The organism is Paenibacillus foliorum (assembly GCF_013141765.1).
Classification (GTDB): domain Bacteria; phylum Bacillota; class Bacilli; order Paenibacillales; family NBRC-103111; genus Paenibacillus_S; species Paenibacillus_S foliorum.
The window spans coordinates 176,348-200,673 of sequence record NZ_WHOD01000102.1; the positions used below are offsets into that span (position 1 = coordinate 176,348).

Genomic DNA, 24,326 nt, shown 5'->3' on the forward strand with positions numbered 1-24,326 from the left:
GTAAATTGAAGTAGGGTTCCTCCAGATGTAATTATTTAATCAATGGGACACCTTGAAAGTCCTTAAGATCTTCAAAAACTTCTATTTGATGGTTAGCCCAGTAGCCTGGGGAAGTAGATGGGAGATTATTTAGGGGGAAGAAATGCGCAGCAGTTGTCTCGTCCGTCACATTGGCTATTAAACCAGACCAACGATCAACCCGATATAAAAATTCAAAGCCTTGATACTCATCGCTGTAGGAAGTAACAACAGAAAATCGCGGTTCCGTATAAATGGAAATTAGTGTGGCTTCAAGTACATAGAGTCCGGTTTCCTCCTGAACCTCACGCTGTAAGCATTGAAAGATTGATTCCTCAAGCTCTATCGCCCCTGCGGGTAATGCCCAACTACCATCACCGCGTCTTTTTATGAATAAAACTTCCCCTTTATCATTATGAATTATTGCTCGTATGGAAGGGATAATTAATTTACGATGACCCACTAACTGACGCAATTGTCCTGTGTATGATTCTGACCATTTACCAGACATACTAAATTCCTCCCTTAACTATAAAAAGAGCAGCTCCCCTTTGATAACAAGTATATTCCTTTACATCGCTAACAAAAATACCCATTTTTAATTAAACCGTTCTAAAAATGAGAACGAATGTGTGCTGACTGAACCCTAGAATACGGATGCCGGCTTCATACAGTGTTCTCTATCTTTTTGTCCACATACACGCTTCCATCACTCTGTAACTCTGCAAAAAAAACTTCTTCAACCGATTGTACACCTGATAGTTTGATTTGATGTTCGAGCCAATCCTGGTTTAGCTTTAGTTCCTTCAGATTTCTTGCCACAATTTTACCATCAACAATAAGCTCTGAGGGAAGGTATAAACGCTGTTTCAAAGGAATTTGCAGATCCTTTTTAGTTGCATTTTCCTCCTCTTGCTTTTTCAAAACACTCAGTTTTCCATTGGGTTCTAATATCGCGTAATCGACCTCTCGGACAGAAAAAATATTTTTATCCCGTAGAAGCATACTTAGATCATCCATATTTAATCGGCTTGAAGCCATTGCTTTTTCTAGAATTTTTCCATTTTTGATGACTATTGTCGGTTCACCATCTAATAATACCCTTGCCTTCGATGATTTAAGGCTTACATATTCTATTCCTAGTGTTAAAAGTGCCCAAACCGTTAACCCCGTAATGCCATCAATCATTTTAATATCTCTGTTTAGCACCAATTCTCCCGCAATGTTTCCAAGAGTAATTCCCGTGATGTATGTAAAAAATGTAAATTGACTTAATTGTTTTTTTCCAAGCATACGTGCCAAAAGCAGTAAAACTAAAAATCCTATTAAAGTTCTAAACGAGGTTTCCCAAATGCTCTCCATAAGTCATCTCCAATATCCAAATTGACGCCAAAGTTTATTATTTCCAAAAGTTGATCAAGAGAAAACAGAAAGAGACCCACATCAACGGGATGTGGGTCTTAAATTTTATATTAAAAGGGGGATTACCTTCTATTATAGGCTTGATTCATTAACTTCAGATGTAAATTAGATTTCATTTTGATTACAAATATCATATTCACTTGATTCCAACTATTCACCTCCAAATGTTCGCGTTAACTCGCCTGTCACGTTAATAAATGGAAATATTTTCTTTAAATCACAACAAAAGGTGTGTAGAGTACGTTTAACCCTATATAAACTCATTCTTGAGTTAAATAAATGGATAGAATTGAGGTATTCCTTATGAAAAAGTTTATTCTAGGTTTAGTTCTCGGTGGTCTTTTATCGATAAGTACAGCGGCTTACGCTACCAATTCATTGGAAGTTCTATTGTTTCCGGTTCATTTCTTAATTAACGGACAGTCCAAACAAGTAACTAATGGCTACACCGTTTTTAACTACAACGGAAATGCTTATGTTCCTATTCGATTTATAGCTGAAAATATGGCAGCAGAGGTTGTTTATGATGAAGCCTATAATAGAGTCCGAATTCAACAGTCTACTGCCAAATTTGATGAGCTTACACTTGCCCCATCTCCCCTTGTTACTTATGAGAAAAAGTCTAAAAATGGTGGTCTATGGAAGCAAGAAGTCCCGCTACTACAAGGTAGTGGTTGTTGGATGGGTTGTGCTGATTTCATCCCACTCGCCGATTTAGCTAAAGTTTTTGATTATCAACCTATACCTGTCTTACAAAAATCAAGCTTAGTTATCCAATATCCGAAGGGAATGGAACCAGACTCAATAAAGGTCTTAAAGTTAGTAGGTAACGAGAAAGAGGAAAACTTAGTACGTAATAAATATGAGGAATTAAACTCAGAAAAGGGCCGCCTAGTTTTCACAGATGAACCGGGTATATATACTTTGGTTATTCGATCTACATGGGATCAATTAGAGAGAAGTGCCTCCTATGTGTTTGTAGTGGAAATAAAATAGTTCCCCTCGACTGATACAATCTCAAATAAAAACCAAGCCCGCACAAGTACGGACTTGGTTTTTATTTGAGTAATGGCAAACTCCATCATCAACAATTTTGGATTAATTATTGCTGGTTAACATGGCTTAGCGCTTTGATCCAAGCCGATGCCATCAAGGAATCCCCCAAGGTTGTCATATGCACGCCATCAGTGGTTAGATCCTTCCCTGTTTCACACTCAAGGAACTCGATAAACGCCTCATGAGTCCGTACCAGGATTGCGTCGTATTCATCAGCCAAACGGTTAACAATGTTAACATACGGCTTTAATAAGCTGTTTCCTGTAGAGTCCGTGTACTCTTTAATGACCGTCGGCTGCATAAGAATGAGTCGGCAATCAGGCAATTGCTTCGTTTGCTCCAGCATATTCCGGTAAACCGCTTCGAACCGCTCAGGATATACCTGATCTGCATCAGGCGAATCCAATTGGCGCCATACATCATTGATGCCTATAGATATGGAGATCCATTGGGGATGATGATCCAGTACATCCATCCGCCATCTTTTCTCCAGATCGATAACGCGGTTTCCCGATACACCTTCATTGATTATTTTCAGTGAATGACTCGGTAATTCCACAGTCAAATAGTCGTGCAGCATTCTAACATAGCCGTTGCCCAGCTTCAAAGGATCCTTCTTTCTCCCTTTGTCAGTAATGCTATCGCCTATAAATACAATTCTATCCTTAGGGTTGAATGGCATCATTTCACCACTCCCTCCTCCTTGTAGAGCTTCACCATGCTTCGAACTTCTGCTTTTCCTAGTTCTCCCAGTGGTTGAACCGGCAATCTCGATTCTCCTGCAGGGAGACCCATCTCATTCATAACTTCCTTCAACACGCTTGGCAATGTCCCTAGCGCAAAGGAATTGCGCAACGCTCTTAATTTGCGCTGTGATAGCTCCGCTTGTTCGAGCTCGCCTTGCTTCCATAGGTCATAGATAGACCCAACAATCTCGGGGAATACGTTAGCTGTCGATGCAATAGCACCATGCCCTCCGGCCATAAGTGTAGCCAAGATAAGCGAATCTGAGCCTGCCAACACAGCAAAATCAGGGCCGCCCATTTCAATAAATTGCAAAATGGTATCGAAGCTGCCGCTGCTATCCTTGATCCCAACAATGTTAGGCACCTTGCTAAGCTCCTCTACGCTGCGTGGATGTAGAGAGTTGCCTGTACGAGCAGGAATATTGTATAGAATGATCGGCAGATTCGTTGCTTCTGCAACCGTACGATAATGAGCAATCAGCTCCTGCTGTGTAAACGTTAAAAAATAAGGTGTAATAACCGACAGAGCATCCGCTCCCATCTGCTCCAAGCGTACTGCCAAGGATACAGTCTCTTGGGTTGTGATACATCCTGCACCCACATAGACTGGAAGCTTGCCTCGCGCTTCTTCGATTACAATTTCTGCTACACGAAGCTTCTCATTTTCAGTTAAAGAAAAGAACTCCCCGTTAGTCCCTAAGCAAAATAAACCGTGTACTTTGCCCTCAATCTGTCTACGAACCAATTGCCGTAAGGCGGGCTCGTCTATATTTTGGTTGGAGTCAAATGGGGTGATAAGAGCTGGAATAATGCCTGCTGGTTTAAACATGTAATCTCTCCTTATATACTTTAATATTTTGAAAGCTAACTTTGTAAACACGCAATTAATGAATGATCAAACCTACATTTTGCTGAAAACGCCTCCATGCTGCATCATAATAATCCAGCCCACAAGGGGAGTCAATCCACTCATTCCCTCATCAATTAGGTGTATCCGACCTATTTAGTCCTGATTGGTTCCGTTATAAAGGCTAGAGTACAATCAACCCATAATTCAGACGCGATCGCCCCCACAACCTAGGCATATAATGTAGTAATCTATTTAAAATCGTAATTGTAAGGGGCTGTCTTAATGAATATTGAACCCTATTTAACACCATATAAATTAGGTAAACCTGTTCTAGTTGGTTCGGGGATACCAGGCCATTTTGATGAACGCGCAGTTGATTGTCCATTTGTATTCCAGCACAACGACCAATTTTACATGATGTATGTTGGCTTTGATGGTACAGGTTATCAAACCGCCTTAGCTACAAGTAATGATTTGTTACAGTGGGAGCATCTCGGTATCATTCTGCGACGGAATGAAGGCTCAGGCTGGGATTCCAAAAATGTAGCCGGCACATGGATTTTGAAGGAAAATCAGTTGGATGCTCCACCAGTCCTTAAGAAATGGAACAATAAATATTGGATGGTCTATCACGCCTATCCCGATTTCGGCTACGAAGAAGGCTCCGCGAAGATAGGTATTGCCTGGTCAGAGGATGAAAGCTTGCTAGAATGGCACCGATTACCGGATCCAATTCTAACTCCAGAGGAAGGTGCGGATTGGGAGAAGGGCGGGTTGTACAAGGAATGCCTCATTGAGGCCAAAGGCCGCTTTTATTTATTCTATAACGCCAAAAATAAAAATAAAGGCAGATGGATTGAACAAACAGGAGTTGCGTTCTCCACCGATCTGTTGCAATGGCAGCGTTATGAGCATAACCCGGTATTGAAGGTTTCACCTGATCGCTGGGACAGCGGTTTTGTCAGCGACCCTTGTATTTTGCAGCATAATAACGAATGGATCATGTATTTCTTCGGTTATAATTACAAGCAAGCTCAGGAAGGGATCGCGCTGTCCAAGGACCTGCTGAACTGGGAAAAATATCCTGATCCAATCATCTGTGTTGGAGAAGAAGGCAGCATCGATTCTATCTTCGCCCATAAGCCATCTGTCATCACTCACAATGGGGTTCTCTATCATTTCTATTGCTCATGCAGGCTTATTAAGGATGGAGACCGTACTATCAATTACGGCAAAGAATTCCGAACGATCAGTGTAGCTGCATCACAAGACATTTTTACATCCTTGTCTGTCACAAAGGAGACCTGAAGAAGATGTTGGTTGATGAACTGTTTGTGGAAAGTAGGCAATGCCCGCTCGGTATAGATGTTGAACGACCTGCGCTTGGCTGGAGCTATAAGTCCGAATCGGCTCGTTCGCAAAACCAATCCGCTTACAGGATTATAGTGTCGGATAACGAGGTAAGCATCCAGCACGGAATCGGTAATATTTGGGATAGCGGTAAGGTCACGAGCAGAAAAAATGTACACATTTTATATGATGGCCCTGCTCTCATCTCTAGAACCCGCTATTATTGGCAGGTACAGGTATGGGATTCGAGCGGCCATATGACGAAAAGCGCTGTAGCCTTTTGGGAGATGGGATTGCTGACTGATAAGGATTGGTCGGCTCAATGGATCGGCGCAGCGGATGAAGAGCAGTCCGATAATAGAGCGCTTCCACTATTCAGGTGTGAATTTGAACTTGAAAAGCCTGTCGCTACAGCAAGAGCTTATATCTGCGGTTTAGGGCAATACGAGCTTCGCTTAAATGGAACTAAGGTCGGAGACCATGTTCTGGATCCGGGCTGGACTAATTATAATAAAACTTGTCTCTATTCTACTTACGATGTGACCAAGGAAGTAACCGAAGGCGCTAATGCTATTGGAGTGATGCTTGGGAACGGATTTTTCAATGTTACAGGCGGACGGTACAAGAAATTTAAAGGCTCCTTCGGTTCTCTAAGATTTCTGGTTCAATTGGAGGTTACCTATACCGATGGTTCGACGGCCACGATAGCTAGCAGCCAGGACTGGCGCACCACAGCTGGGCCAATTACCTTTGCATGTATTTATGGGGGTGAGGATTATGATGCCTGCCGTGAGCCAATAGGCTGGGATCAGCCTGATTTCTTGGAGGACAGCGCATGGAAGCATGCCGCCATCGTCGACTCTCCCACTGGCCAATTGAAATCCCAGGCGCTGCATCCCTTGAAGGTTATGAAAACCTTCAAGCCGATAAGCATAACACAGCCAGCTCCCGGGGTATATATCGCCGACTTCGGTCAAAACTTCTCCGGCTGGGTTGAAATCTCCGTCATCGGTCCCAAAGGCGCTCAAATCACCTTATCCCCTGGGGAATTATTGAAGGATAACGGCTACGTCAACCAGAAATGGACAGGCTCGCCTTACCGTTTTAATTATATAACAAGCGGTAGTGGCCTTGAGGTCTGGTCACCGCGCTTCAGCTATTATGGATTTCGTTATGTACAAATAGAAGGCGCCATCCCTGCAAAAGCGAATGAGAATCCTACAGAGGACAGTCCTATTCTCGTACGAATTGAGGGACAAATGATCTATCCGGATACGAAAAGCACCGGAAGCTTCGAAAGCTCGGATAGCATCTTGAACCGCACTCACGAGATCATTAACTGGGCTGTCTTGAGCAATATGAAAAGTATCTTCACAGACTGCCCGCATCGTGAAAAGCTCGGTTGGTTAGAGCAAATCCACCTAATGGGTCCTTCTGTTGCTTACAATTATCAGATTGAAGCGCTGCTGACCAAAACCATGGAGGATATTCGGGATGCGCAGCTGCCTAATGGCATGGTGCCGACTACAGCACCAGAATATGTTGAATTTTCCGAGCAATGGCGATGCTTCCGAGACTCGGTTTCGTGGGGAGCCGCCTATGTGCTTACAGGCTGGAATTTGCTGCGCTTGTATGGCAACAGCCGCATTCTAACCGAGCATTACGATGGAATGAAGGCCTATGTTGATTACATAACCTCAGCCTCCGAGCAATTAATTGTTACCGTTGGGCTTGGCGACTGGTATGATGTGAACGATGATGGACCCGGGTTTGCCAAAAACACGCCCATCGCTCACACCGAAACCGCCATGTTCTATCATATGGTTGATATCTTCACCCAAATAGCAAGCTTGTTGAATAAAACGGAAGAAGCTCTCCAATATAGCCATCTTCGTGATGAGATTAAGTTAGCATTCAACAAAGCATTTTTCGATCCGGTTACAACCCAATATGCTACCGGAAGCCAGACCTCGAATGCGATGCCGTTAGTATTAGGACTAGTTGATGAGGATCACAAGGAGCAGTTGCTCTCCCATTTGATCGAGAGTATTCAACAGAACGGGTACCATACGACAGCAGGAGATGTTGGACATCGCTATGTGCTTCTGGCTCTCGCGCAAAATGGACGCTCTGATATCATTTACCAAATGGCGAAGAAAACCGATTTTCCGAGCTACGGATATCAAATTGCCCACGGAGCGACTACGTTGACAGAAGCTTGGGATGGTCCTACCATAGGGAAATCGCAGAATCATTTTATGCTGGGACATTTGGAGGAGTGGCTTTACCGGTATTTGGCTGGAGTGGATTATGTGTATGAGCCTTCACTCGAAACCTACAGGATAACGATTCACCCGGCATTGCCAAACGGTTTGGAAGCTGTTATTGCCGAACATCACCTTCCTGTTGGTAAAGTCCGTGTAGCGTGGAAGTGCAGCAATGATAATGGATTTACTCTTGATGTAGAGCTTCCTGCCAACTGTATAGGAGATGTTTATGTACCCGCCTCAGCTTCAAGGCCTATTACGGAGAATGGAAAATCTGTTGAAGAGACTCCAGCTCAAGGGATCGAAGCTGTAAGCTTTGAAGTCGACAGTGCACGCTTTCGCATTGCCTCGGGGCAGTACCATTTTGCAGGCGCCCTGTCAGCTAACAGAGACTCGCTGTCTGCAAGCACGTAACCCTAATACCCCGGAAAGCGACTCTTTCAGGTATTTACCTAAGAGCCTGCTTTCCGGGGTGTTGAACGTGAGCTGCGTGTATTTTATTGTTCCATTCCGCTTACTTCGCTTGACCCGCCTCTCCGTGGATCGGCAGCACCGGATACACTGCCTGTTTCATGCGTTACCATCAAACCATGAACCCCTCCATAAAACATCGGATCGGGGTTGTAAATGACCTCATAACCAAGTCCAACCAAGCTCTGTTGCACTTCTAACGGCAGTCGGTTTTCTGTGTAAACTACATTCTGGTCAATAAAGAAGCGCGGAATTGCTAAAGCCTCTTCTATACCGGTCTGCCTCTTAACTACGTTTTGCAAAATAATCGACAGCGTCATAGGAATCCGCTTCCCTCCAGCAGAGCCGATAACAATCGTTTGTTTGTCGCTGCGTAGAATGGTAGGACACACGTAGCTTTGAGGTCTTTTTCCAGGCTGCGGGACATTAGGAGAACTGTCGTCATTCGTAAAATTGCGCAGCTGATTGTTTAGGAAAAAACCTCCCATGCCAATGCCTGGACCGAAGAATCCACCAATCGTGTTTGTCACAGATACGCACATGCCTTCTCCATCGGATACGACAAAGTGGGTTGTATTGGCAACATCGTCCAAAGTAGTCGGGGCTTGCGATAATCCGTCCGGGTTGACGCTTGCCGCGAGCAGCTCAATCAATTCTTTACTAAGCATTCTTTGTACCGGCGGATCGCAAAAATCAGGGTCGCCCATCGTCGTCTTTCGCAGTGCATAACATTTGCCGATTATCTCTCCCCATTGATGAATATAGGGCATAGAGTCTGACGGATGCTTATGCAAATGAATGGCTTCGCTGATTTTCAAAGCTTGAACTAGCGTGACGCCGCCGAAAGGAGGCGGAGACGTAATCACATCGTAGCTGTCATATTCACTGTAGATTGGCTTCTTGACGGAAACGCGGTATTCCCGAAAGTCTTCCTCGGTCATCCCTTCAATGGCAGCAGAAATGTGACGCGCCCCATCCCCTTCATAAAATGCTACTGAGCCTCGGTCACGAACGTCCCGCATGGTTTGTGCCAATAACGGCTGTTTTAGCAGCTCTCCGGCACGTAGCGCCGTTCCGCCAGGGAACAGCTCGGGAAACCGCTCCACCACCAAGTGCTGTGCTTGCCCCAGCTGCCGCTGCAACGCTTCACCAGTGGGAACGCCTTCCTCGGCTGCCATGATAGCCGGGTTCATGATCGTCCCTATATCCATCGTTCCGAATAATTGATGTACTCGTTCCATACCTTTCACGAAACCAGGGACACCGACTTCCTCTTGGGAAATAACACCTGACATTGGCGCAACTTCCCGATAATCACACACGATCGGATCCCGCCCATCTGCTGGCAATATGAGCATGACACCTCCGCCGCCGATGCCAGAAGCGTAAGGCTCCACTACACCTAACATATATGAAATTGCAATAGCCGCGTCCACTGCATTCCCCCCTGCCCGCAGTACAGACATTCCCGCTTTCGTAGCGAGCGGATGCGCCGAACTAACGCAATACTGCCGTCCGTTACCCATGAAGCAACACCCCTCCCCCCGCCTCAAGCGGATAGTGACAGGCCACGGAACGGCCTGATCCTGCCAACTGCAGCGCAGGCGTCTCTATTTTGCAGCGATCCTTCACGTAAGGACATCGCGTATGAAAAGCACAGCCGGATGGCGGGTTCAGCGGATTTGGTGTTTCCCCCTCGAGCACCTTCCTTTTTGTGCGAAGCTGTGGATCGGTTACAGGTGCGGATGCCAGGAGCCCTTCGGTATAAGGGTGGGCCGGATGATTCAGCAAGTCTTCCTTGTCACCGATTTCCACGACTTTACCGAGGTACATCACCGCTATCCGATCGCTGATATAAGCAACGGCCGGAAGACCATGCGCGATAAAAATGTAAGTTAACCCGTACCGTTTCTGCAAAATAGAAAGAAGATTTAAGATCTGCGATTGAATGGACACGTCCAGTGCGGAAACGGGTTCATCGCATACGATCAATTTCGGCTTCAACGCCAAGGCTCGACCGATCCCTACTCTCTGCCTCTGTCCCCCGCTGAACTGATGAGGAAACCGGTTAGCGTAATCCGGGGACAATCCGACGGCCTCAAGCAGAGTATGCACCTGCTCCTTCAAGCTCTTCCCTTCGGCGAGTCCGTGTGTACGAAGAGGCTCGGCAATAATATCAAATACCTTCCATCTCGGGTTCAAAGAGGAGAACGGATCTTGGAAAATCATCTGAATATCCTTGCGCTTTCGGCGCAGCTCCTCGCGTGACAATTGAGTAAGATCGGCGCCCTCAAATAAAATGTTTCCTGAAGTGCTTTCCGTCAAGTGCATGATCATATTTCCCAGTGTTGATTTCCCGCAGCCCGATTCGCCTACGATGCCAAGAGTTTCACCCTCATATACGACAAGATCAACTTCATCCACCGCTTTCAAAATTTGCGTTTGCTTTTTTACGAACCCTTTACTAATTTCAAAATGCTTGCTTAATCTCTGAATTTGTAAAATCGCTTTGCGGTTTTCCGTCGTTTCCATCAGCTTCACCTCTTCTCTGCCAGTGTTGTTCGAACTCTTGCCCGTACATCAAGCAGCGCACCTGATGATCCGGCGCCGGCTCAATCAACTCGGGCTCGTGTTTCGTGCACGACTCCGTTGCGTATGGACAGCGCGGGTGAAACCGGCAGCCGCTCGGCATGAATAACGGATTAGGCACCGAGCCTTCTATGGAATCGAGCGTTTCCTTCAGGTTGTGCAGCTTAGGGGTGCTTTTTAACAATCCTTTCGTATATGGATGCTTTGGCTCTCTAAATAAGGTGAACACATCACACTGCTCCACAATTTGCCCCGCGTACATCACCGCGACCCGATCCGCCATTTCTGCAATTACACCCAGATCATGCGTGATCAATATGACCGAGCTGCCTTCCTTTTCAATAATTTCTTTCATAATTCTTAAGATTTGCGCCTGTATCGTGACGTCCAAAGCGGTTGTCGGCTCGTCGGCGATCAGGATTTTAGGATTGCAGGAAATTGCCATGGCAATCATTGCCCTTTGCCGCATACCGCCGCTTAATTCGTGAGGAAAAGCTTCATAGACGCTTTCAGGCCTCGCGATATTAACTCTTCTTAACAGCTCCAGCACCCGTTGCTTGGCTTCCTGTTTATTCAATTTATAATGATTCATCAGTGATTCCTGAATTTGATGTCCGATGCGGAACACCGGATTCAACGCGGTTAACGGTTCTTGGAAGATCATCCCAATCTCCCGTCCTCTTATTCTTCTCATTTCGCTTTCTTCCAGCTGCAGTAAATCGCGATCTTGATATCGGATTTCACCTTCGACGATTTTACCGGGATGCTCAATTAACCTCATAACCGATAAGGAGGTGACGCTTTTGCCGGATCCGGACTCTCCTACAATGCCGAGAATCTCTCCCTTAAACAAGTTGAACGTAATGCCATCCACGGACGGTACTGCTCCGTTTTCTGTAAAAAAATGCGTTTTTACCCCTTTGACCTGCAACACCGGCTGATTCAAGTTATGTCCTCCCGTCATGGATAGTAACGATCCTTAATAATCTTGAGAACGGGGATCAAAAACATCGCGCAGCCAGTCACCCAAGAAGATAATACCTAAAGTCGTAATGGTGATAGCCAGCCCTGGAAATGTTGCCAGTCCCCAATTGGTTGCGAGGTATTCGCGTCCGGTACTCAGCATGCCCCCCCAGGAAACAATCGGAGGTTGAATGCCCAATCCAAGAAAGCTAAGCGATGCTTCAGAAATGATCGTCGTCGCCATACTAAGTGTTGCAATAACCGAGAATGAAGAGAATACGTTAGGAAGCAAATGCTTAAACATAATCGCCCCGTCACGTACGCCGATTGACCTCGCCGCTCTTACAAACTCCCGCTCTTTAAGGCTGAGCACTTCGCTTCGGATCACCCTTGCATATACTACCCAGTTCGTAACCCCAAGCACAACGATCAGCGTCATTAACCCAGGGCCTGTGAGCTTCAGAATGACGAGTGTGAACAAAATATTGGGAATCGCCAGAAATGAATCAACGAGCCGCATAAACACATTATCGATCCACCCTCCGTAAAAACCGGAGACGAGACCGACGGTCAAGCCGATCGCACCCGCTACAATTACAGCAAAAAGCCCTACAATTAAAGACACCTGAGAACCGTAAATGATCCTGCTCAATAAATCTCTGCCAAGGTTATCCGTTCCCAATATATATTTGGAGCTGCCGCCCTCCAGCCAAAATGGTGGTGCCAGCATATCTACAACATGCTGTTCTACCGGATCATACGGTGCTATCCACGGGGCGAATATGGCAGTAACAGTAACTATCGTCAAAATGATAAACCCGGTCGTTCCTGTTTTGCTTTTCAGCAGCAGTCGAAGCCACTTCGGCAAACGGGAGGTTCCCTTGCCCTCTGCCTCTGCCATCACATTCGGACTTAGCTTGGCCGTTTCTGTACTCGTCATCATCCGTCTTCTCTCCTTATCTGTACTTGACACGCGGATCAAGCAATCCGACGAGAATATCCGTGATCAGATTCATGGCAATAACCAGAATGGCAATGACGCAAATAGCCGCCTGCACAACAGCCATATCTCTCCCATTGACGGATTGCACAAGAAGCTGCCCTAATCCAGGCCAGGCAAAAATTGCTTCAGTTACAAGCGCGCCGCCAACTAAGCCCCCGGTTTGCATCATGATGATCGTCACCACCGGAATTAATGCGTTTCGTAAGGCATGCTTATAAATGACTATCGAATTTTTTAAACCTTTGCTTTTAGCCGTTCTGACGTATTCCTGGTGCAGCGAATCAAGCAAGCTCGAACGGGTCAATCTGGCAATGTAAGCCGCGACCGATGTGCCGAGCGTAATGGCCGGCAATACAAGATGGGCCAGAGTGCCTGTTCCCGACACAGGAAACCATTGCAGGTTAATGCCGAACAACAGCACCAGCATAATTCCGACCCAAAAATTCGGCATCGCTTTCCCAAGCACCGTGCCTGTCGTAACGAACAGCTCAAGCACCGAGTTTTTGCGCGTAGCGGACAATATCCCAAGCGGAATCGCCACAAGCACAGCGATTAGCATCGAGGCTGCTGCAAGCAGGAACGTTGCGGGAAGCCTTTCCAACACAAGCGTCAGTGCGTCTTGGTTAAATCGAAAAGAATTTCCGAAATCGCCATGCAGCACATTCCATAAATACGTCACAAATTGCACGTAGAAAGGTTTGTCCAGATTCAACGCTTGTCTAAGCTCATCCATATCTTCCTGCGTGGCATCTTCCGGAAGCATCAATACAACGGGATCCCCAGAAACATACATTAAAATGAAAACTATAGACACGATAATAAACAGCACCGGTATCATTTGTACCAAACGTCGAATTACATAGTTTTTCATGAGTTCACTTCCTTAGTCAATCGGCGTATAAAAATGATGAAGAAAGGGCTAAATCTAGCCCCCATACTTACCGGTTTAGCATCAGACATCACCGTTTTGTAATCTCGTAAGCTTTGATCATTTCGTCCAAGCGCGGTTTAAAATTGACAGTTTTGCTAACGCCGTAGGTATTATGCTCCAAATACAAGTAAATCCGCATCCGCTCTTGAGCTTCAATTTCCTGAGCCCGTTGATACTGCTGTTTCCGTTCTTCCTGATTCATGTTGTTTTCCGCTTTGCTAAGCAAATCCTTCAGCTCCGGATGGTTGAAACCTAAATTCGTCATGGAACGGGAGCCGCTTAAATGCTCGCCGATCATAATATGCGCATCATAGAATGAGTTGGCAAACCACACCATGTGCAAATCTCCGACTTTATTCGCATTTCTAAGCTCAAGGTAGCTGTTCCATTCCATTAGCTCCAGCTTTACTTTAATGCCGACGTTTGCCAGCATGCCGACCACCAGCTCGGCAACTTCTTTATCCTTAGCGTAACGCCCGTTCGAAGATTGCATCGTGAGCTCCATACCCTTCTCGAAGCCGGCTTCTTTCAACAGCTCTTTCGCACGGTTGACATCGAATAAAGCGGTATTAAACAACTTTTCGTTAGCACCATAATTTCCGGGTGTTACCCGCGTACGGGTAGGTGTAGCTTCACCGCCTAACAATTTATCGATAATCAGCTTCTTATCAATAGCCAGTTCAATCGCTTCTCTAACCTTCGGATTAGCGGTAGGAGTGCTAGGTGCCGCTTTCGGTACGATTATGGCAACCCGGTTGGAAATAGCAGAAGCCAACTCGGTGGATCCGTTTCCTTTAATCCGCGACCAATCGTTGCTTGTTACATTCGGGATGATATTGACTCCGCCGGTCAGCAGCTCTCCGACCCGTGTCGAGCCTTCGGGAAGAATACGGAACACCAGCTTACTCCAATCTTTGACTGGCCCTGCGAAATATTTGTCATAAGGCTCGAACGATACATGGCTGCCCCGCTTCCAGTCTACGAATTTAAACGGACCTGATCCGATAGGGTGCTCGTTAAAATAGTCAATTCCTTTTTCCTCTATGTACTTCTTCGGGTAAATAACTGCACTTGTACGGGCGACGACGTTTAAAAATAGCGGGTCCGGCTTTTGCGTTATGATGTGCAGTTTCAGTGGCTCAAGTACCTTCACTTCTTTAATGGATTTAAAAGCTGTGCCTTCGTTCAACGTTTTGTCTTTTACCGCTCTTTCTAAAGTGAATTTGACATCTTCAGCCGTCAGTTCATCGCCGTTATGGAACGTCACGCCTTTTTTGAGGGTAAACTCCCAGGTTAATTCGTTTATATTTTTATAGCTTTCAGCCAAGTCGGATACAATTTCTCCCTTTGTGTCACGTGTTAATAAGCTATTGTACATGTTGTTGGTAGCCATCCACGAAACAAAATCATTGTGGGCATATAAATCCATCGTCTTGATTTCTGTCGGTACGGCAATCGTTAACGGACGTTTCTCGTCTTTTCCGGTGCTGTTTGCTTTATTATCGTTACTACACCCTGCTAATAGAACTGCAATTGTGGTGATCCCAACCAATGCCGCTTTTAATATGCGCATATTTGTTGCAGCCTCCTTTAGTTGTGACAAGCCTGGACTAACGCGTTGAATAATTTTTGCGAATATATATCGTTACTCCGTACCAAGTTTTCCGGGTGCCATTGTACGCCTACAACAAAACGGTGCTTTTTGCTTTCGTAAGCCTCAATAATTCCATCGCTGGACCGGGCTGTTATTTCAAACCCTTCAGCGACGCTTCTTACTGCTTGGTGATGATAACTGTTCACTTTGAAACGGGAGGATTGGACGATGTTATGCAATAATGAATTTTCCAAAATATCTACATAATGGGAAGTGTGGGAACGGGGGGCTTTCTGAGTGTGCTGTAAAAGCTGAGTTTGATGCTGAGAATAAATATCCTGAAACAAATCTCCTCCTGCGGCCACATTGATCATTTGACATCCCCTGCATATGCCAAGCACAGGCTTATTTTTTTTTAGAACACCAGTAATTAGCAGCAGTTCGAATTGATCTCTTTCCGGACAAACCTCGCCCAGCTGGGGGAGCGGTTCTTCTCCGTACAAGGTTGGATCGGCATCCCCTCCTCCTGTGACCAGTAGACCGTCAATAGATTCTAGCATCCGTTCAATAGCAGCTTCATCCGAAATATTGGGCAGTACAACCGGCACCCCGCCCGCCTTCACAATAGCGTGAATATTACTCAGGCCGGTAGTTAACAATTTTTCATCCTTAATGTTAGACGTTATCCCGATGATTGGCTTCAAATGATACACTCCCTTGGATAAATTTCGATAAATAGATACAATTTTCCTTATTGCCATTGTAATATTTATAAATGGACACATAAAATACAAGATTCTTATAAACTTATAACTTCAAGTTATATATGAATTCGATTTAATATTTTTGCTTACAAAATAAATCGACACTCTGTTCGCAAAACCATCATGCGATGCTATAATAAGATCATTTCCGAGGAATCTTTTTCCAAAAAATCCAAATGGAAAGAAGGTAGATCATATCGATGAATTATAACTACTTGTCATTGCGTTACTTCCTGGAAATTGCGGTGTGCTTGAATTTCAGCCATGCTGCGCAAAAGCTGCATATCTCCCAACCCGGGCTAAGCCAGCAAATCACTGCTTTGGAAAAAGAACTGGGGATTAAACTGCTTTACCGTTCAACACGAAATGTCACATTGACTGCGGAAGGCGAGTATCTATATAAAAATCTGTTGCCATCATTCGAAAATATTGAAAAGACGATTTCGGAGCTAAAAGAGGTCGGCGCCGTACCGGAAACGACAATCCGCATTGCCACCGTTCCTTCGGCGGCCAGCAATCTGGTTCCGTTTTTGATTAAGAAATTAAAAGAAAACCACCCGCATATCGATTTTTATATCAAAGAAACGACTTCCGTTCATGCCATCGAGCTTGTGCAAAAAAGCGAATACCATCTCGCTTTCATCCGAACGCCTATCGACCATAAGCAAGCTATTCAAAAACCTCTCAAGTGGATGGAATTTTCCAAGCACCCGCTGCAGCTGGCCGTATCTTCCGAGCACCCGGCAGCCAGTCAAGCCGAAATCGACCTGTACGATTTAAAACACGAAACTTTCCTGCATTATGATCCGAAGCATTCCCCTTCACTTTACTATTTGTTGGAACATGCCTGCCTTAATGCTGGCTTCATTCCGAAGACGATCGGCGCCGGTCCTGAAATTTTAACGATTGCCAATCTGATCTCCAACGGAATTGGCATTACCTTAATGCCTCAGGATATGCTGCAATTATTGAATTCATATGAAATTAAAGCGGTTACATTAAAAAACCTGTCGCTATTCAGTTCGATTTCCGTAGTGTGGAATAATATGAACGTGCCTGTTATTACGGAAGACGCTTTGCAAATATTGGAGAAACTTCTGTACCCGCCTGACACTATGGCTATGTGACCGTACAAATTTCCTTTATCAACCGGCATCTCTCATCGAAGAGGGTGCCGGTTTTTTATAAGTTCCGGTTATATATGTATAAGTAATTAGTATTTTTTCTTTAGTTCGGGCAGTGTTACATTGTTTAAGAAACTAGATCAAAGGGAGGCGCACAAGCTCATGCGTTCAGAAAAAATGAATGTTATCTCATACGGTCTCGGTCCGATCGGCGTCAAGATCATGCAAAGTTGTTTACAATCGGACAAGATTCAACTGATCGGCGCCGTTGATATCGACCCGCAAAAAATCGGCAAAGATGCCGGGGATTTGGTAGGAAGTACGTCCGTTGGCGTTCGCGTCGTCTCATCATTGGATGAAGTGGATGCTTCTGCGGCAGCCGGGCGTAAATTTGCCCTGCACGCTACTGGCTCTAACCTCGATCAGGTCTGGCCGCAAATCAGGCAGCTAATGGACGAAGGCTATTCGGTCATCTCCACCTGTGAGCAGCTATCGTACCCATGGCATCGCTACCCGGAATTGTCCAAGGAAATCGATCAGTATGCGCGCGACAAAAAACAGTTCGTGATCGGAACAGGAGTTAATCCTGGATATATTATGGACGCCGTCACGGTTTTTGCCACTTCGGTTACGCAATCGTTATCGAAAATTTCCGTATACCGGAAGGTTGATGTATCCAAACGCCGCATCCCGCTGCAAAAGAAAGTCGGTATCGGCATGACGCCGGAGGAGTTCCGTAATCTAGCATCAAATGACGGCATAGGGCATGTTGGACTGGAGGAATCGCTTCGCCTTATCGCATACGGCTTGAATTTGTCCTTAACCGAAGTGAAGAACAGCATCGAGCCTACTATAGCAGACAATGACAGCATGCTGGCCATAGGCCCGTTAAGGAAAAATGAAGTAAGCGGACTTCATCAAACAAGCATCGGCGTAACCAAAGAAGGAATCCCCGTGGAGCTTGATCTCGTGATGTCTATTGATGTGACTCAAGAGGACCGCATTGTCCTCGAAACGAAGGACATGGATACGGTGGAATTTGTCGTACCAAGCGGGATCTTTGGCGACACCGCTACAGTCAATGTCGTGGTCAACACCGCCAAAACACTGCACTCCTCTAACGCATCCGGGCTGCTTACGATGGCGGATATTCCGTTGACGCGGAATGTTCTGTAAATGGTTTATCCAAAAAAGGGTATCCCTTTAGTCGCATTAGACTAGAGGGATACCTTTTTTGTTCGTTCGAGTTACTATTTGGGCTCTATTAGATCGATATCGCTCAATACAACATCCGCAAACATCGCTTCAATTTGTTTGCCCTTCTGTGCTGTAACCTCATGGCGAAGTGCGTTTAAAGCATGGATCGGATTCGCTTCCTTTTGAGCTTGCTCCACGTGCTTTAGCAAGCTTTTGTAAATGCCATTCTGAGAAATCGCTCCGCTAGTGCGACCGATTTCAAGCAGCTCATCGAGATGGTTTACATCCATCGTCACTTTCAACAATACGGTACGTTCGCTCACATTCCCCGCCTTATCAACTGCCTTCACCCGAATTTCGTGATTGCCTGCCGGCAACGCCAATGGCTCAAGCGTGAGTGGAGAAACGACCGCTTTTCCGTTCAACTGCACATCGAAGCTGTTCAACCCGCTTAAAGGGTCCGACGCCGTAAAGTTGACACGTATCGTGTCCGTGTGGAGCGCTATAATCTCAGCAGGTCCGGTAATAATGGGAGCCGTTTTATCAATGCCTATCGTCAATCGATGCGGCTGTTCCAGGTTTCCTGCCGCATCCTCAGACTGAAATTGGAGTACATGAACCCCTTCGTCGGACAAATATACTGATTTCGTCACGGTTGTCCAATCGCTTTCGCCAATCTTGACTTTGGTCGATTTAATGCCTGATCCATTCGGCTCATCTTGGGCTTGAAACGATACCGTTACGCTTTTATTGTTATACTTGCCCTCAATCCCAACACCATCATAAACCACAGTAGTCACCGGTGGCGTGGAGTCCGCTTGCGATTCATACAAGCTTTCGACCATCGCGCTGCCTCCGCCCCTTCGAACCAGCTCAGAGACTGGCTGTACCTGACCGCCCGGCAGGAAGGCGATTGCGTTGACCGCACCAATGCCATAGGAAAGTCCCGATATGGTAAACTGCTGTCCTCGGTCCCGAAGCAGCCCGTATTCGGCCGCCGTTTGGAACTCGGGCTCGATTAACGTTCTTCCGTACGGATTATCGTTGTTTTGTGATATACGCGGAGCCGCAACGGCATCCGGCAAGCTCATACCGAAATCAAGATGGTTGAGCAGCACCTGCAAGACAGTAGATATAATCGTCTGCCCGCCGGGCGATCCAATAGCCACAACCGGATTACCATTTTTCATCACGATGGTGGCTGACATGCTGCTTAAGGAACGCATGCCTGGACGGGGACCATTCGGATGTCCGGGAGGATCGCTCGAAGGAACGCGTGTGTTAAGCCCGTTATTCAACAGAAAACCGTAGCCTGGCACCACCATGCCGTTTCCGCCGATGGAATTCAAGGTGTACGTATAAGATACGATGTTACCGAATTTGTCGGATACTGTGAGGTGTATGGTCGATTCGTTGAAATTAACGGCATCGAGATCGTACACCTTCATATCGTCCACTTGGAAGCCTCCGCCCGTAACCCCGGTGCCTCCCGTTAACTCGATTGCGCTTAACATCAATTTTCCCGGACCGGTGACGTCGGGGTTGACACGTTGATGCAGCCAATCCAACGGCTCCGCTGCTCCATCCTCCCACATGCGTACCTTAAGCACATTTCCTTCTACGCGAAAACGAAGCCACTGCCAATCCAACGTTCGCGGATGGCTTACTGTGGCAAGCGCAAAGGCGCCGTTGCTCTGTCTCGTGCGCAAAATGCGGATGTTGTCAGAATTGGTATTGATCTCAACACCATAGCCGTTATGTGGAGCACTCGTGCTGTTCCAGCCATCGGCTCTTAACCAGAATCGAAGGTTCCTGTCATCGCCAAGCTTATCCATCTTGAACCGTACAAGCAATTCGCTGTCGTACTTAGTGTTCATCGTCGATTCAGCACGAGCATAAGCGAATTTCGTCTTTTCGAGATAGATGTTTCCGCTCTCCCCTTGGACATTAATAACAGCCCCTTGCCCGGGGGTACTAGATCCGATACCGACGGACGTTGTGAATTTACCGGTAGAATCCCAGGAGGCGCCGTTCGCTGCATGATTAAAATTGGATTCGAATTCGGCAGGACTTAATTCCTTCACGTCAATGTCGTCTACCTGAAAGCTGCCACCTTGCGGTGCACCAGTGAGCTCCAACGCGCTTAGCAAAAATTGACCTGCTCCGCTGACTTGATTATTTTGCAGCTCCTGTGTCCATGAATGCCTAGGCTCCTTTTCGCCGTCTTTCCAAATTCGTACCTGGAGCTGATCGCCCTCGACACGAAAACGAAGCCACTGCCAATCCGTCGTACGAGTGTGTGTGAAGCTCTCCAAGCCGAATACTCCGTTGCTGTCACGGGTCCGGATCACACGGATGGAATCGGAGCTGGTGTTAACTTCCACACCGTAGCCATTATGAGGTGCGGTTGTGCTGTTCCAGCCGTCCGCTCTCAGCCAAAACCGCAAATTCCTGTCGCCACCCAACTCATTCATTTTGAAGCGCACAAGCAGCTCGCTGTCATTCACCGCATTCATTACAGGTGTAGCTCGGGCGTACGCGAATTTAGTTCCGGAGACTTGAATTTTACCGGCTTCGTCCTGCACGTTAATGGTCGCCCCTTGCCCTGGACTGCTTGAGCCTATGCCGATAGCGGTCGTAAATTTCCCGGTAGAATCCCAAGTCGCACCGTTCGTTAATCCGTCAAAATGGGAGGTAAATGCGACCTTGCCACGTGATGGTATTGGCTTCGCCCATAAGTTTGGATTGGTGTCGTAAGGCCACGGATCACCGGGATTGACGACACGCTGAGTGCCGGTTTCGGTAATCCTTTGGCGTACAGCTTCCGCGTATCCCTTTGACAGCATCCCAGTAACCGGCATAGCTCCGCTGTATGTCGCAGGATCACCCAAATAAGCGTTCCGGTCGGCAAACGCATATCGCGACGCTTCCAAATAATAATGGAGCGCGTCAGCCCGAGGCAACGTACTCATCGGATACCCCTCAAGAATGTTAAGAGCTTGCCCGATTGTCGTTCCGCCGGAGGATGAGGGTGGGAGCCCGTATACATCATAGCCCCTATAATTGACTTTCACCGGTGAATTGGTGATCGTGCTGTAGTTTTGCATATCGCTCAAGGCCATATTTCCTGCTAAAACTGGGAAAGCGGGCTGTGCTACCGTAGGAGGATTATTAACTGTGTTGACGATGGCTTGTCCAATCGGACCGTTGTAGAACACGCTGCTGCCTTGCTGCGCAATCAGCTTGTAAGTGTTGGCTAAATCGGGGTTTTTCATTAGTGTTCCGGCCGCAGGTACACTACCGTCAGGGTTAAGATATAAATCGGTTGTCGATTGAAATGCGCGAAAACGAGGGGCGTTCTCAGTAATTTCCCGAATGAAATTATGATCGGCATAAAAGCCATTTTCCGCGACCTGGATCGCCGGCTGCAGCACATCGCTGAGCGTCTTTCCGGTCCCATACAGACTCAGAGCCTGTTCCCACGCTTTGACCATCCCCGGGACGCCAACCGCAACTCCGCTGCTGTCGCGAATTTCCTCGGCGTATTCGTTGCCATTCGGATCGATAAATGCGTTAGGTCCAAATGAGCTGGCCGCCACATCCCGATGGTCCAATACGATGAACTGATTTAAATTTTTCAAATAAATGTGCATGTAGCCCCCGCCGCCAATACCTCCTGAGAACGGCCTGACAATGCCTTGCACCGCCGAAGCGGCAATAGCTGCTTCCACCGCGTTGCCTCCCGATTGGAGAATGTCCATAGCGGCTTTCGTCGCTAAAGGGTGCTCGGCCGCAGCGGCCCCACCCGTCCCTGTAACGGTGGAAGCCTGCTCATACCAGGGCAGACGATCCGCGAACATGCTTGTCGGAACCGTCAAAAGCATAACGGTTGCCAGCAGGGAGCATGCGTATGGCTTCATTTTATTCTTGATCATAAGCTTAGCCTCCTTGTACCTAGTTTTGTAGCCAGACACTTTAAAACTTGTACGAAACCACTATGATCAAATCTCCTTTCTTTATGATTTTCTGCTCTGGATGAGAGGAATTTTTTTAAAGTATGTACATTATAGTATTGAAACCGTGCACAATTTAAATAGTTAGTTGTTATATATCAATAACTACAGCTTATAAATATGTAATTGTTGAGACTCAGTTGAGATCGTAAACTCTGTGTTCTGCATTTATAAGCGGCAGTTATTAAACCATAATCATTCTGTATTTTTACAAAAAGCCAATCAGTGATATAGTGGGAAAATAAAAGGGTAACCCTAGATTCCTTAACCATACAAAAAGGAAGGCTATCTCATTGCGGCTGCTTCCAACCGAATATAAGATAGCCTTTTTGCTGACGTGGTACATCATCGCGCTGTTTATCTTTTTAAATATCTGTCGTAAGAAGCTTGTTGAATCTTCAACACAGCATCTATACCCATTTTATCAATTTGCTTCATATAATCGTCAAACTTGCTGATCGGCTCAGAGCCCATGATAAACTTATTTATCATTTCGTCCTTATAGGTTGAAATTTCAGTAAACTTGGAGTTTAGAACATCGCGCTCCTGCTGCTTGAATGAAAGGGTAACCGGATACTTATCTTTAATAAACGGTGTTACAGAATCGCGGATTTTAGCCAATTTAGGCGGAACCATCGCGTTCTCGTAGCGGATGTCCCAGGCGTAAGCAAACTCGCGGTGCCCCAACTCGTACATTTTGATCAATGGGGAGTTGTTTTTGTCTTTCATGACCAGATCCGTATATTTAGGCTCATTATTTTCCATCGTATACGTTTCGCCAAGCTTACCGAAATTCATGGCAAGCTGCCCTTCCGGACTGTAGAACCAATCATGCACTTTAGCGAGCTCCACCTTGTATTTGGATTTCGAGCTGATGCCAAAGCCGTTCTTGATCAGAGTCTGCTGGCTCTTGGTGTAGGGAGCAATGCCGGTTGGCCCTTGCGGCGGTATTAGCCCGGTCATGTTCACGTTGGGATTGGCTTTAGCGACCAGCTTCTCAAGATAATCAACGCGCGGGAACGAGTCGAAGGTGGCGCCGGATACTTCATTCGTAAATCTCGATTCCCATATTTTCTGATCATTCGTAATATATTCCTTATCGATCAAGCCTTCGCTGTACAGCTTGGCTGTAAAAGCCAGCGCGTCCTTCAGCCTAGGGTCGGTATACGTGTATTTAACCTGACCGTTCTCCACATAAAAGTCCTCTTCAAATGAAACGCCAAACGGTTCTACGAATGGCAATAGTCCCTTGATTTTATTGCGGGTAGTGAACGGAATCTCATCATTTTTGCCGTTGCCGTTCGGATCCTTTTCTTTAAATGCCTTTAACGTCTGATAAATCTCCTCGGTTGTCTTAGGCTCCTTCAACCCGAGCTTATCCAACCAGTCTTGACGGTAAATTTGCAGGTTAATCGTTTTGACGGCTGAGATTTGCGGAAAGAAATAGATGTTGCCGTCATCTGACTTGATATCCTTCATGATTGCTGGATTTTTCTCAACTAATTTTTTGAAATTAGGCATGTATTGGTCGATTAGCTTGTTCAACGGTTCAAACACGCCGTTCTCCCCACCCTTATTCAATAAATCCGGCGTTGCCTCCATGAGATCCGGCAAGCTTCCGCCCGCAAGTGTCAAATTGAACTTTTCAATATAATCATTGGTGTCAGTAGGTGCTTTCAGCCATTTGAAATTCACGTTAGTTTTTTCAGAAATCGGCTTCATCCAAAGCAAGTCATTTGATTCAACCGATTCGGGCCTTGGCCTCATAAAGACGCTGACTTCGATCTTTTTGTCCAGCACCTTCCCATCGGCACTTGCCTGCTTGTTTCCTTGCTCGCCTGCCTTCGCCTCGGGAGTCCCCGCAGCCTTCTCATTGCTCCCTGTTTGGCACCCGGTTAAGGCAACCGATACAACAATTGCACCTGTCAAGCCTTTCATCCACTGTGAATTCAACATATTGACGCCTCC

18 protein-coding genes are annotated in these 24,326 nt (G+C 46.3%); 5 read left to right on the forward strand and 13 right to left on the reverse strand.

The annotated features are described in order from the left end of the window. Positions 1 to 31 precede the first annotated feature (31 nt). Positions 32 to 529: an NUDIX domain-containing protein gene (locus GC093_RS27450; protein WP_171655110.1), complete on the reverse strand. Its 498-nt coding sequence runs from the start codon at positions 527 to 529 to the stop codon at positions 32 to 34. A 155-nt stretch (positions 530 to 684) separates the two neighbouring features. Next, positions 685 to 1,380, reverse strand: a complete 696-nt coding sequence (locus tag GC093_RS27455; RefSeq protein ID WP_171655111.1) for a YetF domain-containing protein — start codon at positions 1,378 to 1,380, stop codon at positions 685 to 687. Positions 1,381 to 1,743: 363 nt separating this feature from the next. On the opposite strand from GC093_RS27455, the gene GC093_RS27460 reads away from it, so the two are divergent. Next, positions 1,744 to 2,436, forward strand: coding sequence for a stalk domain-containing protein (locus tag GC093_RS27460; protein WP_171655112.1), 693 nt, complete (start codon positions 1,744 to 1,746; stop codon positions 2,434 to 2,436). Positions 2,437 to 2,542: 106 nt separating this feature from the next. Here GC093_RS27460 and GC093_RS27465 read toward each other — a convergent pair whose 3' ends face one another. After that, complete coding sequence (locus tag GC093_RS27465; protein ID WP_171655164.1) at positions 2,543 to 3,178, reverse strand: SGNH/GDSL hydrolase family protein; 636 nt, start codon at positions 3,176 to 3,178, stop codon at positions 2,543 to 2,545. Beyond that, positions 3,178 to 4,071: a 4-hydroxy-tetrahydrodipicolinate synthase gene (dapA, locus tag GC093_RS27470; RefSeq protein ID WP_171655113.1), complete on the reverse strand. Its 894-nt coding sequence runs from the start codon at positions 4,069 to 4,071 to the stop codon at positions 3,178 to 3,180. The genes GC093_RS27465 and dapA overlap by 1 nt, the downstream gene beginning before the upstream one ends. A gap of 303 nt (positions 4,072 to 4,374) precedes the next feature. On the opposite strand from dapA, the gene GC093_RS27475 reads away from it, so the two are divergent. Together GC093_RS27475 and GC093_RS27480 are read left to right on the forward strand one after the other, a co-directional pair. Continuing rightward, positions 4,375 to 5,400 carry a glycoside hydrolase family protein gene (locus GC093_RS27475; protein WP_171655114.1) on the forward strand — a complete coding sequence of 342 codons (1,026 nt, stop codon included), beginning with the start codon at positions 4,375 to 4,377 and terminating at the stop codon, positions 5,398 to 5,400. Between the two features lie 5 nt (positions 5,401 to 5,405). Beyond that, entirely contained in the window at positions 5,406 to 8,123 is a 2,718-nt protein-coding gene (locus GC093_RS27480; protein WP_171655115.1) for an alpha-L-rhamnosidase, read from the forward strand. 83 nt (positions 8,124 to 8,206) lie between these two features. On the opposite strand, the gene GC093_RS27485 is transcribed toward GC093_RS27480, so the two are convergent. The 7 genes from GC093_RS27485 to GC093_RS27515 form a co-directional block, all read right to left on the reverse strand. Beyond that, positions 8,207 to 9,706 (reverse strand): gamma-glutamyltransferase family protein, encoded by a 1,500-nt coding sequence (locus GC093_RS27485; RefSeq protein ID WP_171655116.1) that lies wholly within the window; start codon positions 9,704 to 9,706, stop codon positions 8,207 to 8,209. After that, on the reverse strand, positions 9,699 to 10,712 hold the full coding sequence (locus tag GC093_RS27490; protein ID WP_281365332.1) for an ABC transporter ATP-binding protein: 1,014 nt from the start codon (positions 10,710 to 10,712) through the stop codon (positions 9,699 to 9,701). The genes GC093_RS27485 and GC093_RS27490 overlap by 8 nt, the downstream gene beginning before the upstream one ends. Further along, positions 10,651 to 11,715 carry an ABC transporter ATP-binding protein gene (locus tag GC093_RS27495; RefSeq protein ID WP_246315432.1) on the reverse strand — a complete coding sequence of 355 codons (1,065 nt, stop codon included), beginning with the start codon at positions 11,713 to 11,715 and terminating at the stop codon, positions 10,651 to 10,653. Before GC093_RS27495 ends, GC093_RS27490 begins: the two co-directional genes overlap by 62 nt. 33 nt (positions 11,716 to 11,748) lie before the next feature. After that, a complete protein-coding gene (locus GC093_RS27500) occupies positions 11,749 to 12,675 on the reverse strand; it encodes an ABC transporter permease (RefSeq protein ID WP_376768684.1) in 927 nt (308 codons plus the stop codon). 13 nt (positions 12,676 to 12,688) lie between these two features. After that, complete coding sequence (locus tag GC093_RS27505) at positions 12,689 to 13,606, reverse strand: ABC transporter permease (RefSeq protein WP_171655118.1); 918 nt, start codon at positions 13,604 to 13,606, stop codon at positions 12,689 to 12,691. 88 nt (positions 13,607 to 13,694) lie between these two features. Beyond that, positions 13,695 to 15,239: an ABC transporter substrate-binding protein gene (locus tag GC093_RS27510; protein ID WP_246315434.1), complete on the reverse strand. Its 1,545-nt coding sequence runs from the start codon at positions 15,237 to 15,239 to the stop codon at positions 13,695 to 13,697. Between the two features lie 17 nt (positions 15,240 to 15,256). Further along, entirely contained in the window at positions 15,257 to 15,973 is a 717-nt protein-coding gene (locus GC093_RS27515; RefSeq protein ID WP_376768685.1) for a gamma-glutamyl-gamma-aminobutyrate hydrolase family protein, read from the reverse strand. 251 nt (positions 15,974 to 16,224) lie between these two features. Between GC093_RS27515 and GC093_RS27520 the strand changes: the two genes are divergently transcribed. After that, positions 16,225 to 17,151 (forward strand): LysR family transcriptional regulator, encoded by a 927-nt coding sequence (locus tag GC093_RS27520; protein WP_171655120.1) that lies wholly within the window; start codon positions 16,225 to 16,227, stop codon positions 17,149 to 17,151. A 159-nt stretch (positions 17,152 to 17,310) separates the two neighbouring features. Continuing rightward, positions 17,311 to 18,324 carry a hypothetical protein gene (locus tag GC093_RS27525; RefSeq protein WP_171655121.1) on the forward strand — a complete coding sequence of 338 codons (1,014 nt, stop codon included), beginning with the start codon at positions 17,311 to 17,313 and terminating at the stop codon, positions 18,322 to 18,324. Positions 18,325 to 18,398: 74 nt separating this feature from the next. Here GC093_RS27525 and GC093_RS27530 read toward each other — a convergent pair whose 3' ends face one another. Beyond that, entirely contained in the window at positions 18,399 to 22,280 is a 3,882-nt protein-coding gene (locus tag GC093_RS27530; RefSeq protein ID WP_171655122.1) for a gamma-glutamyltransferase, read from the reverse strand. Between the two features lie 435 nt (positions 22,281 to 22,715). After that, complete coding sequence (locus GC093_RS27535; RefSeq protein ID WP_246315437.1) at positions 22,716 to 24,314, reverse strand: extracellular solute-binding protein; 1,599 nt, start codon at positions 24,312 to 24,314, stop codon at positions 22,716 to 22,718. Between the last annotated feature and the right edge of the window lie 12 nt (positions 24,315 to 24,326).

Bases quoted from the DNA above. Each gene is read 5' to 3' on its own strand.
- GC093_RS27450 (WP_171655110.1), bottom strand. From the start codon at position 529: ATGTCTGGTAAATGGTCAGAATCATACACAGGACAATTGCGTCAGTTA.
- GC093_RS27455 (WP_171655111.1), bottom strand. From the start codon at position 1,380: ATGGAGAGCATTTGGGAAACCTCGTTTAGAACTTTAATAGGATTTTTA.
- GC093_RS27460 (WP_171655112.1), top strand. From the start codon at position 1,744: ATGAAAAAGTTTATTCTAGGTTTAGTTCTCGGTGGTCTTTTATCGATA.
- GC093_RS27465 (WP_171655164.1), bottom strand. From the start codon at position 3,178: ATGCCATTCAACCCTAAGGATAGAATTGTATTTATAGGCGATAGCATT.
- dapA (WP_171655113.1), bottom strand. From the start codon at position 4,071: ATGTTTAAACCAGCAGGCATTATTCCAGCTCTTATCACCCCATTTGAC.
- GC093_RS27475 (WP_171655114.1), top strand. From the start codon at position 4,375: ATGAATATTGAACCCTATTTAACACCATATAAATTAGGTAAACCTGTT.
- GC093_RS27480 (WP_171655115.1), top strand. From the start codon at position 5,406: ATGTTGGTTGATGAACTGTTTGTGGAAAGTAGGCAATGCCCGCTCGGT.
- GC093_RS27485 (WP_171655116.1), bottom strand. From the start codon at position 9,706: ATGGGTAACGGACGGCAGTATTGCGTTAGTTCGGCGCATCCGCTCGCT.
- GC093_RS27490 (WP_281365332.1), bottom strand. From the start codon at position 10,712: ATGGAAACGACGGAAAACCGCAAAGCGATTTTACAAATTCAGAGATTA.
- GC093_RS27500 (WP_376768684.1), bottom strand. From the start codon at position 12,675: ATGATGACGAGTACAGAAACGGCCAAGCTAAGTCCGAATGTGATGGCA.
- GC093_RS27505 (WP_171655118.1), bottom strand. From the start codon at position 13,606: ATGAAAAACTATGTAATTCGACGTTTGGTACAAATGATACCGGTGCTG.
- GC093_RS27510 (WP_246315434.1), bottom strand. From the start codon at position 15,239: ATGCGCATATTAAAAGCGGCATTGGTTGGGATCACCACAATTGCAGTT.
- GC093_RS27520 (WP_171655120.1), top strand. From the start codon at position 16,225: ATGAATTATAACTACTTGTCATTGCGTTACTTCCTGGAAATTGCGGTG.
- GC093_RS27525 (WP_171655121.1), top strand. From the start codon at position 17,311: ATGCGTTCAGAAAAAATGAATGTTATCTCATACGGTCTCGGTCCGATC.
- GC093_RS27530 (WP_171655122.1), bottom strand. From the start codon at position 22,280: ATGATCAAGAATAAAATGAAGCCATACGCATGCTCCCTGCTGGCAACC.
- GC093_RS27535 (WP_246315437.1), bottom strand. From the start codon at position 24,314: ATGTTGAATTCACAGTGGATGAAAGGCTTGACAGGTGCAATTGTTGTA.